This window comes from Streptomyces sp. CO7 (assembly GCF_053474865.1).
On the sequence record NZ_JBRIOU010000002.1, the window covers coordinates 439,797 to 450,254 of the forward strand.

General features: G+C 72.8%; 9 protein-coding genes. 5 read left to right on the top strand and 4 right to left on the bottom strand.

Features of this window, described 5'->3' with window-relative positions; genetic code table 11:
- The 3 genes from ACOV8S_RS03895 to ACOV8S_RS03905 all read right to left on the bottom strand — a co-directional run.
- Positions 1-1,096 (bottom strand): HRDC domain-containing protein (locus ACOV8S_RS03895; RefSeq protein WP_448316114.1); only part of this gene is annotated, 1,096 nt, incomplete at its 3' end.
- 91 nt (positions 1,097-1,187) lie between these two features.
- Positions 1,188-1,847, bottom strand: coding sequence for a helix-turn-helix transcriptional regulator (locus ACOV8S_RS03900; protein ID WP_108952319.1), 660 nt, complete (start codon positions 1,845-1,847; stop codon positions 1,188-1,190).
- A gap of 310 nt (positions 1,848-2,157) precedes the next feature.
- Complete coding sequence (locus ACOV8S_RS03905) at positions 2,158-2,868, bottom strand: DUF3000 domain-containing protein (RefSeq protein ID WP_448316115.1); 711 nt, start codon at positions 2,866-2,868, stop codon at positions 2,158-2,160.
- A gap of 284 nt (positions 2,869-3,152) precedes the next feature.
- On the opposite strand from ACOV8S_RS03905, the gene hemE reads away from it, so the two are divergent.
- Positions 3,153-4,202 carry a uroporphyrinogen decarboxylase gene (gene hemE, locus ACOV8S_RS03910; protein WP_351116483.1) on the top strand — a complete coding sequence of 350 codons (1,050 nt, stop codon included), beginning with the start codon at positions 3,153-3,155 and terminating at the stop codon, positions 4,200-4,202.
- A gap of 111 nt (positions 4,203-4,313) precedes the next feature.
- Here the strand turns inward: hemE and ACOV8S_RS03915 are convergent, their stop codons facing one another.
- Positions 4,314-5,612: an ROK family transcriptional regulator gene (locus ACOV8S_RS03915; protein WP_448316116.1), complete on the bottom strand. Its 1,299-nt coding sequence runs from the start codon at positions 5,610-5,612 to the stop codon at positions 4,314-4,316.
- 164 nt (positions 5,613-5,776) lie between these two features.
- Here ACOV8S_RS03915 and ACOV8S_RS03920 point away from each other — a divergent pair, with 164 nt between their 5' ends.
- From ACOV8S_RS03920 to ACOV8S_RS03935, 4 genes are all read left to right on the top strand, one after another.
- On the top strand, positions 5,777-7,093 hold the full coding sequence (locus ACOV8S_RS03920) for an ABC transporter substrate-binding protein (RefSeq protein ID WP_448316117.1): 1,317 nt from the start codon (positions 5,777-5,779) through the stop codon (positions 7,091-7,093).
- Positions 7,094-7,101: 8 nt separating this feature from the next.
- Complete coding sequence (locus ACOV8S_RS03925; protein ID WP_351116347.1) at positions 7,102-8,085, top strand: carbohydrate ABC transporter permease; 984 nt, start codon at positions 7,102-7,104, stop codon at positions 8,083-8,085.
- On the top strand, positions 8,078-8,941 hold the full coding sequence (locus ACOV8S_RS03930; protein WP_448316118.1) for a carbohydrate ABC transporter permease: 864 nt from the start codon (positions 8,078-8,080) through the stop codon (positions 8,939-8,941). Before ACOV8S_RS03925 ends, ACOV8S_RS03930 begins: the two co-directional genes overlap by 8 nt.
- 80 nt (positions 8,942-9,021) lie before the next feature.
- On the top strand, positions 9,022-10,395 hold the full coding sequence (locus ACOV8S_RS03935) for a GH1 family beta-glucosidase (protein WP_351116350.1): 1,374 nt from the start codon (positions 9,022-9,024) through the stop codon (positions 10,393-10,395).
- Positions 10,396-10,458 lie beyond the last annotated feature (63 nt).

Here is a 10,458-nt window from a genome sequence, read left to right on the forward strand (position 1 = left end):
GCCGCGCCGCGGACAGCCGCGCCGCGGCCGCCGGGTCCTTGTCGGCCCAGGCCCGCGGCGGAGGGGGCCCCGCCACCGCCTGCCCCGGCAGCGGCAGCGCGCTCTCCGGCAGCGCCTTCGCCCGGTCGACGGCCGCCTGCCACTGCTCCAGCTGTCGCCGCCCGGTCCGGCTGCCGAACCCGTTCAGCGCGGACAGCGCCTGCACGTCGGCCGGCAGCGCCAGCGCCGCCTCCACGATCGCGGCGTCGCCCAGCACCTTGCCCGGCGAAACGTCCCGGCGCCGCGCGATGCGGTCCCGCGTCTCCCACAGTTCGCGGACCACGGCCAGCTGCCGCCGCCGGCGCACCTTGTGCATGCCGGAGGTGCGCCGCCAGGGGTCCTTGCGGGGGGCCGCCGGGGGAGCGGAGGCGATCGCGTCGAACTCCTGCAGGGCCCACTCGAGCTTGCCCTGCCGCTCCAGCTCCTTCTCCAGCGCGTCGCGCAGGTCGACCAGCAGCTCCACGTCGAGCGCCGCGTACCGCAGCCACGGCTCCGGCAGCGGACGCGTCGACCAGTCCACCGCGGAGTGGCCCTTCTCCAGCACGAAGCCGAGCACGTTCTCCACCATCGCGCCCAGTCCGACCCGGGGGAACCCGGCCAGCCGTCCGGCCAGCTCGGTGTCGAAGAGGCGGCCGGGGACCATGCCTATCTCCCGCAGGCACGGCAGGTCCTGGGTGGCGGCGTGCAGCACCCACTCGGCGTCGGCGATCGCCTCGCCCAGCGCGGTGAGGTCGGGGCAGGCCACCGGGTCGATCAGCGCGCTGCCGGCGCCGGCGCGGCGCAGCTGCACGAGGTAGGCGCTCTGTCCGTAGCGGTAGCCGGACGCCCGCTCGGCGTCGACGGCCACCGGGCCGGTGCCCGCGGCGAAGGCGGCGACGGTCGCCGCCAGGCCCTCCGCGTCGGCGATCACCGGCGGGATGCCCTCGCGGGGCTCCAGGAGGGGAACCGGCTCCGCCGCCCGGGAAGCAGATTCCCCGCCGGTTCCGCCGTCGTCCGGAGGGGCGCCTCCGGTGGTTCGCAGTGGGCTGTCTGCTGCGGTGTCATGGGCGTCGGTCACCTGTCAAGGGTATCTGTGTACCGCGCACATGCACCGCGCCCACCGAGGGAACGTTCCCTCGGTGGGCGCGATGTTCGAGCGTTCGGCCTGTTCAGTGGATGATGCCGGTGCGCAGGGCCACCGCGACCATGCCGGCCCGGTCGCCGGTGCCCAGCTTGCGGGCGATGCGTGCGAGGTGGCTCTTGACGGTCAGGGCGGACAGTCCCATGGAGACGCCGATCGCCTTGTTCGACTGGCCCTCCGCCACCAGCCGCAGGACCTCGACCTCACGGCCGGAGAGCTCGCGGTAGCCGCCCGGGTGGCTCGGGGAGCCCGGGGGGCGGCGGTGCATGCGGTGGGCCCCGCCGAGCGGAGCGGCGCCGGGACGGCCCGGCAGGCCGATGTTGGTACGGGTGCCGGTGACGACATAGCCCTTGACGCCGCCGGCCAGGGCGTTGCGCACCGCGCCGATGTCGTCGGCGGCGGAGAGGGCCAGACCGTTGGGCCAGCCGGCGGCCCTGGTCTCGGACAGGAGGGTAAGGCCGGAACCATCCGGCAGGTGGACGTCCGCGACGCAGATGTCACGGGGGTTGCCGATGCGGGGACGAGCCTCCGCCACGGACGAGGCCTCGATCACGTCGCGTACTCCGAGCGCCCAGAGATGACGGGTCACGGTGGAGCGCACGCGCGGATCGGCCACGACGACCATCGCGGTGGGCTTGTTCGGGCGGTAGGCGACCAGGCTTGAGGGCTGCTCGAGGAGAACGGACACCAGGCCTCCTGGGTGGGGGACGGAGCCGGCTCACGGGGGATGAAGCCGGGACGGAAGAACCGTGCTTGCTAGGTCACTGTCTGCTTCGGCACCGGACGGGTCCGCCTTTAGGGAACGATCACTATTTGGTGAGGGGAAATCGGGGCAATTCGGACGCGCGATCGATCATCCGAAGAACGGCGCGAGTCGAACCCTGTCGACGGACGGTCAGGCGAGGTCGGAAAGTGTCCGTATCGACAAAACCGCAATCACAATGCGGCGAGGGCGGCCCGGGCGCGGCTGTCGCCGTCGCCGGGCCGCCCGGAAGGGGTCAGCGCTGCGGCCGGGGTCCGCGCCGCTGCGGCAGCGGGACCACCGGGGCGGCCGGTGCGGCGGAGGGGCCCTCGCCCGCCGGCGCGCCCAGCGGCGGCAGGCCCGTGACCTGGGCCAGCAGGTCGCACCAGGCCGCCAGGTGCCCGCCGGTGTCCGGGACGCCGCCCAGGCCCTCGCGGGGCGTCCAGGAGGCGCGGATCTCGATCTGCGAGGCGGCCGGACGCTCCTCCAAGGCCCCGAAGTAGTGCGAACTCGCCCGGGTGACGGTGCCGCCGGCCTCCTGGTAGCCCAGGCCCCGGGCGTCCATCGCGCCGGTCAGCCACGACCAGGAGACCTCGGGGAGCAGCGGGTCGGCGGCCATCTCCGGCTCGTGCAGCTCCGCCCGTACGAGGGTGACCAGCCGGAAGGAGCCCCGCCAGGCCTCGTGGCCGTCGGGGTCGTACAGCAGGATCAGGCGCCCGTCGGCCAGTTCGTCGCCGTCCTCGTCGAGCACCGCCGCCTCGAGGGCGTACGCGTAGGGCGCCAGCCGCCGCGGCGGCGTCACCGGCTCGAGTTCGATGCGCGGCCTCGGCCGCGCGGCCCGCAGGGCGTCGACGGCGGCCCGGAAGGGCAGTGGCGCAAAGGCGTCCGCATCCAGCCCCCGCTCCCCGTCCTCCCCGTCGCCCGCCCCGCCCGCACCGTCCGTCAGTCGTCCCTGAGCCGCAGCCATGCGCAGAAGATAAGGGGCGCGGAGCCCCGGCGGCGTGAAGGACACCCCAGCGCGGGCCCCCGGACGGATCGCGCTGCGCGAACAGCCACGAGGTTTGCCGGACGGACCCGCGTGATCACGCCCCGCCGTCCGCCCCGCCCGGGCGTGTCGCCCCCGCGCGGCGGCGGTGCCGCGACGGCCCGCGGACGGGGGCCCGGGCGGCGCGGGAGGCCGCCTTGGGGGCGCTATCGCGGAGTCGGGTCCGGCGGGCAGGACGGGCATGGGAGACTTTTCGCGTGAGTGCCATGGACAAGCCCGAGAACCCCGCCGTCGCCGATTCCGCCTTCCTCAGGGCGTGCCGCCGAGAGCCGGTGCCGCACACGCCGGTCTGGTTCATGCGACAGGCCGGGCGCTCGCTGCCCGAGTACCTGAAGGTGCGCGAGGGCATCCCGATGCTCGAGTCGTGCATGCGGCCGGAACTGGTCACCGAGATCACCCTGCAGCCGGTCCGCCGGCACGGCGTCGACGCGGCCATCTACTTCAGCGACATCGTCGTCCCGCTCAAGGCCATCGGCCTCGACCTGGACATCAAGCCGGGCGTCGGCCCCGTGGTGGAGCAGCCGATCCGCACCCGCGCCGACCTCGAGCGGCTGCGCGACCTGACCCCCGAGGACGTCTCCTACGTCACCGAGGCGATCCGGATGCTGACCGCCGAGCTCGGCCCGACGCCGCTGATCGGCTTCGCCGGCGCGCCGTTCACCCTGGCGAGCTACCTGGTCGAGGGCGGCCCGTCCAAGAACCACGAGCACACCAAGGCGCTCATGTACGGCGACCCGCAGCTGTGGGCCGACCTGCTGGACCGCCTGGCCGACATCACCGCCGCCTTCCTCAAGGTGCAGATCGAGGCCGGGGCCTCCGCGGTGCAGCTCTTCGACTCCTGGGTGGGCGCGCTCGCCCCGGCCGACTACCGCCGCTCGGTGATGCCCGCCTCCCGGAAGGTCTTCGAGGCGGTCGCGCCCTACGACGTGCCGCGCATCCACTTCGGCGTCGGCACGGGCGAGCTGCTCGGCCTGATGGGTGAGGCCGGCGCGGACGTCGTCGGCGTCGACTGGCGGGTCCCGCTGGACGAGGCCGTCCGCCGGGTCGGCCCCGGCAAGGCGCTGCAGGGCAACCTGGACCCGGCCGTCCTCTTCTCCACCCGTGAGGCCGTGGAGTCGAAGGCGCGCGAGGTCCTGGACGCCGCCTCCGGCCTGGAGGGTCACATCTTCAACCTGGGCCACGGCGTCCTGCCCACCACGGACCCGGGCGCCCTGACCGCCCTCACCGAGTACGTCCACGAGCAGACGGCCCGCTGAGCCGGGCACGAACGCGGGCGGCGCCCCACCCGGACCTCCGGGTGGGGCGCCGCCCGCGTTCGCCGTCGCGTCGCGGGAGCGCTCCCCGACCGCTGTGGAGGAGGCCGCCCGTCAGCGCACCACCCGCTCGCGCAGCGCGCTGCGCCAGGCAGGGGCGGGACCGCCCTCCCCGGAGGCGGCGGCGTTGTCGCGGTGGCCGCCGCGGCTGAGGAAGTCGGCCAGCGGAAGGGTCGCCGCGCCGACCGTGACGGCGTCGGGGCCCAGCCGCCCGAGCTCGATCCGCACCCGCCCCGCCGGGTGGCGCAGCGAGTACGCCGTGGCGTGCCGGCGGACCGAGGGCAGGAACCGGGTACCGAGCTGGAGGCCGGCCCAGCCGCCGATCAGGATGCGCTCCGGCTGGAAGAGGTTGACCAGGTCGGACAGGCCCGCACCCAGGTACTCGGCGGTCTCCTCCAGCACCTCCAGGGCCACCGGGTCCGGCTCGCCGCCGCGCTCCGGGTAGGCCGCCGCCAGCAGCGCGGTCAGCGCGGTCTCCTCGTCGGCGCCCGCGGGCGGCCGCCCGCCCGCCTCCTGCCAGCGGGCCACCAGCGCCTCCGCGCCCGCGTAGGCCTCCAGGCAGCCCAGCGCCCCGCAGCGGCAGCGCCGCCCGCGCACCCGCACCGTCAGGTGGCCCCACTCCAGGGCCCGGCCGTGCTCCACGTCGTCGGCGACCAGGCAGGCGCCGACGCCCGACCCGAACAGCACCACGACCGCGTCGCCGGCGCCCCGGCCCGCGCCGAACCACATCTCGGCCTGGCCCAGCGTCTTCGCGCCGTTGTCGATGAAGTACGGGACCCGCTCGGGGAGCCCGGCGCGCTCGCGCAGCAGCGCCTCCAGGGGGACGGCGTCCCAGCCGATGGTCTGCCCGTGCACCGTCGCGCCCCGCTCCGCGTCCCGGGCGACGATGCCGGGCACGCCGATGCCGACGCCCAGCAGCCGCTCCGGCGCCAGGCCCGCGGTGGCGAGCACCTCGGCGACCGAGTCGCGGATGTGGCCGGTGACCACCTCCACGTCGTAGCGCTGCGGTTCCAGCGGCCGCTCGGCGCGGGAGACCTCGGCGAGCGAGAGGTCGAACAGCTCGACGCGGACCCGGGTCTCGCCGACGTCCACGCCGATCAGGTGGCCGCTCTCCGGCACCACGCGCAGCAGCGTGCGGGGGCGGCCGCCGTCGGAGTCGACGCTGCCGGCCTCCTCGACCACGCCGTCGGCGATGAGCTCGGCGACCACGTTGCTGACCGAACCCGAGCTGAGTCCGGTGGCCGGACCGAGGTCGAAGCGGGTCAGAGGTCCGTCGAAGTACAACTGGCGCAGTACGGCCGCCCGGTTGCCCCGCCGCAGGTCACGCACCGTGCGTCCGTTCCGCGCCTTCATCCGGTTCCTTCCGTTCGTTTCCCCGAACGCAAGATACCTCTGCGCGACGCCTTGACGCGACCTTCTTACAGGTCTTAACTCACGCCGTGAATTAAGTCATGACGGCACGGGGGACCGGTCAGGTCCTCCGCCCGTCGACTCCCGGGGAAGGGACCTTCGTACTCATGCGCAGAATCCGAGCCGCGGCCGCCGGTGCGGTCACCGTCTCCCTGCTGGCCGCCGTCTCCGCCTGCGGCGGCGGTTCGGCGTCCGACGGCGGGTCCGGGGACTCGCCCAAGAAGCTCACCTACTGGGCCTCCAACCAGGGGCCCAGCATCGAGGCGGACAAGAAGATCCTCTCCGCCGAGATCGCCAAGTTCGAGAAGGAGACGGGGATCGACGTCGAGCTCGAGGTCGTCCCGTGGAGCGACCTGCTCAACCGCATCCTCGCCGCCACCACCTCCGGCCAGGGCCCGGACGTGCTCAACATCGGCAACACCTGGTCCGCCTCGCTCCAGGCGACGGGCGCGCTGCTGCCGTGGGACGCCAAGAACTTCGAGAAGATCGGCGGACGCGACCGGTTCGTCGAGTCGGCCATCGCCTCGGCCGGCGCGGAGGGCAAGGACCCGGCGGCCGTGCCGCTCTACTCCATGGCCTACACGCTCTACTGGAACAAGAAGATGTTCGCCGACGCCGGCATCGAGGAACCGCCCGCCACCTGGGACGAGATGGCCGAGATCGGCAAGAAGCTCAGCGGTGACGGCAAGTGGGCGCTCGGCGCCGAGGGGTCCAACCTCTCGGAGAACATCCACCACGTCTTCACCTTCGGCCAGCAGCACGGAACGAACTTCTTCACCCCCGACGGCAAGCCCGACTTCACCTCCGACGCCGCCGTCGACGCCGTCAAGAGTTACGTCGACCTGATGGCCGAGCACAAGATCATCGCGCCCGGCAACGCCGAGTACGCACAGAACCAGTCTCTCCAGGACTTCGCCAAGAACAAGACGGCGATGGTCATGTGGCAGAACGCGCAGACCGCCTTCGCCTCCCACGGGATGAAGGACGACGACTGGGGCGTCGCCCCGATCCCGGTGCGGTCCGGCGACCCCGGCTCCGGAACCGGCGTCAACTCGATGGTGGCCGGCATCAACATGGCGGTCTTCAAGAACACCGACAACCTCGACGGCTCGCTGAAGTTCGTGAAGTTCATGACCAGCGACGCCGAGCAGAAGGCCCTCAACACCGCCTACGGCTCCATCCCGCCGGTCAAGGCCGCCCAGGAGGACCGCGCCTTCGACAGCCCGGCCCTGCGCATCGTCCGCGACACCCTCGCCAACAGCGCGGCCCCGCTGCCGCAGGTCCCCGCCGAGTCGCAGTTCGAGACGGCCGTCGGCACGGCCGTCAAGGAGCTCTTCGCGGAGGCCGCCGCCGGAAAGCCGGTCTCCAAGGACCTCGTCCGGGAGAAGCTCGCCAAGGCCCAGCAGCAGATGCCGCAGGGGTGACCTCGTCCATGACCGCGACACTCGCTCCCCCGAAGGGGAAGCGGGCGGCCCCCGGGGCGGCGCGCACACCGCGCCGCCCCGGACGGCTGCGCCGCGCCTCCCTGCCCTACCTGCTCCTGGTACCCGCGCTGGCCCTCGAACTCCTGGTCCACCTGGTGCCGATGGTCTACGGCCTGCTGATGAGCTTCAAGGAGCTCACGCAGTTCTACATCCGCGACTGGACCACCGCGCCCTGGAAGGGCCTGGACAACTACCGCGTCGCCGTCGACTTCGACACCCCCGTCGGCGCCGCGCTGCTCCACTCCTTCTGGGTCACCTGCCTGTTCACCGCGCTCTCGGTCGGCCTGTGCTGGCTGCTGGGCACCACCACCGCCGTGTACCTGCAGGAGTCCTTCCGCGGCCGCGGCCTGCTGCGCGGCCTCTTCCTGATCCCGTACGCGCTGCCCATGTACGCCGCCGTGATCACCTGGACGTTCATGTTCCAGCGGGACAACGGCCTGGTGAACCACGTCCTCGTCGACCAGCTCGGCCTGTTCGACGAACCGCCGTTCTGGCTGCTCGGCGACAACAGCTTCTGGGCCCTGCTGATCGTCTCGGTCTGGAAGGGCTGGCCGTTCGCCTTCCTGATCGTCATGGCCGGCCTGCAGACCGTGCCGCGCGAGCTCTACGAGGCCGCCGCCCTCGACGGCGCCGGCCGCTGGCAGCAGCTGCGCCGGATCACCCTGCCCTCGCTCAGCTCCGTCAACCAGGTGCTCGTCCTGGTGCTCTTCCTGTGGACCTTCAACGACTTCAACACGCCGTTCGTCCTCTTCGGGAAGTCCGCGCCGCACGCCGCCGACCTGGTCTCCATCCACATCTACCAGGCGTCCTTCGTCACCTGGAACTTCGGCACCGGCTCGGCCATGTCCGTCCTGCTGCTGCTCTTCCTGCTCGTCGTGACCGCCGTGTACCTGCTGATCACCTCACGCGGACGGAGGAGTGCCGATGGCTAGTGCCCCGCGGTCCCCGATGGCCGCGCCCCGCTCCTTCGTCTGGTCGCGGCGCGTCTTCCTCACCCTGCTCACCGTCTTCGTGGCGGTGCCGGTGTACGTGATGCTCTCCAGCTCGCTCAAGCCGCTGCAGGACGTCTCCGGAGAGTTCCGGTGGCTGCCCGGCGACCTGACGCTGAGCCCCTACGTCGACATCTGGTCGACCGTGCCGCTGGGCCGCTACTTCGTCAACTCGCTGATCGTGGCCGGAGCGGCGACCGTCTGCTCGGTGGTGATCGCGGTGTTCGCCGCCTACGCGGTGAGCCGGTACGAGTTCCGCGGCAAGCGGATCTTCACCGTCACCGTGCTGTCGACGCAGATGTTCCCCGGCATCCTCTTCCTGCTGCCGCTGTTCCTCCTCTACGTCAACATCGGCAACGCCACCGGCATCGCCCTGTTCGGCTCCCGCGGCGGCCTGATCCTCACCTACCTCACCTTCTCGCTGCCGTTCTCCATCTGGATGCTGATCGGCTACTTCGCTTCCGTGCCACGGGAGTTGGACGAGGCCGCGCTGGTCGACGGCTGCGGGCCGCTGGGCGCGCTGCTGCGGGTCGTGGTGCCGGCCGCGGTGCCGGGAATCGTCGCGGTCACCGTCTACGCGTTCATGACCGCCTGGAGCGAGGTGCTCTTCGCCTCGGTGATGACCAACGACACCACCCGCACCCTCGCGGTCGGCCTGCAGGCCTACTCCACGCAGAACGAGGTCTACTGGAACCAGATCATGGCCGCCTCCCTGGTGGTGAGCGTGCCGGTGGTCGCGGGCTTCCTGCTCCTCCAGCGCTACCTGGTGGCCGGCCTGACCGCCGGCGCCGTCAAGTGACGGGCCCGGCCCCCTCCGTGCCCGCGTACCGCGGCGTCCAGCGTGCCGCTGTTCCTCGTTACGTCCGAAAGGGAAACCTCGTGTCCATCGACTTCGCCGCGCTGCCCCGCGACTTCCTGTGGGGCACGGCCACATCGGCCTACCAGATCGAAGGCGCCGTCGCCGAGGACGGCCGCTCGCCGTCCATCTGGGACACCTACGCGCACACCCCGGGCCGCGTCGACAACGACGACAACGGCGACGTGGCCTGCGACCACTACCACCGCTGGCCCGAGGACGTCGCGCTGATGAAGGAGCTCGGCGCCAACGCCTACCGGCTCTCCGCCGCCTGGCCCCGGGTGGTGCCCGGCGGCGACGGACCGGTCAACGAGCGCGGGCTGGACTTCTACGACCGGCTGGTCGACGCCCTGCTGGAGGCCGGGATCACCCCCTCCGTCACCGTCTACCACTGGGACCTGCCGCAGGTGCTCCAGGACCGCGGCGGCTGGCCCGAGCGGGACACCGCCCACCACCTGGCCGCCTACGCCTCCGCCCTGGCGGGGCGGATCGGTGACCGGGTGCGGCACTGGACCACGCTCAACGAGCCGCTCTGCTCGGCGTGGATCGGGCACCTCGAGGGCCGGATGGCCCCCGGGCTGACCGACCTGACGGCCGCCGTCCGTGCCTCCTACCACCTGCTGCTCGGCCACGGCCTGGCAGCCCAGGCGATCCGGGCCGCCGCGCCCGGCGCCCAGGTCGGCATCGTCAACAACCTCTCCGAGATCCGGCCCGCCTCCGACAGCGCCGAGGACCTGGCCGCCGCCCGCCGGATGGACGGCCACACCAACCGCTGGTGGCTCGACCCGGTGCACGGCCGCGGCTTCCCCGAGGACATGCGCGAGGTCTACGGCGTCGAACTGCCCGAGCGGCCCGGCGACATGGAGATCATCGGCGCTCCCCTGGACTGGCTGGGCCTGAACTACTACTTCCCGATGACCGTCGCCGACGACCCCACCGCCCCCGCGCCCTTCGTCCGCGACGTCCGGCTGCCCGACGTGCCGCGCACCGGCATGGACTGGCAGGTGGACGCCGGCGGCATCGAGGGCCTGCTGCTGCGCCTCACCGAGGAGTACGGGGCCCGCGCGCTGTACGTCACCGAGAACGGCTCCAGCTACCCCGACGTGGTGCGCGAGGACGGCAGCGTGCGGGACCCGGAGCGGGCCGCCTACCTCGAGGGACACCTGGCGGCCTGCGCCTCCGCGGCCCGCAAGGGCGCACCGCTGGCCGGTTACTTCGCCTGGTCGCTGCTGGACAACTTCGAGTGGGCCTACGGCTACGACAAGCGGTTCGGCCTGGTCCACGTCGACTACGCCACCCAGCGGCGCACCGTGAAGTCCAGCGGCCGGCGGTACGCGGAGATCGTCCGCGCCCACGCCGCGCAGGCCGACCAGGCCGCGGAGGGCGTCACCGGCTGACGGCCCCCGCCCCGTCGAGGCCCCCGGCGCCGCCCACCGCGCGCGCCGGGGGCCTCGTGCATC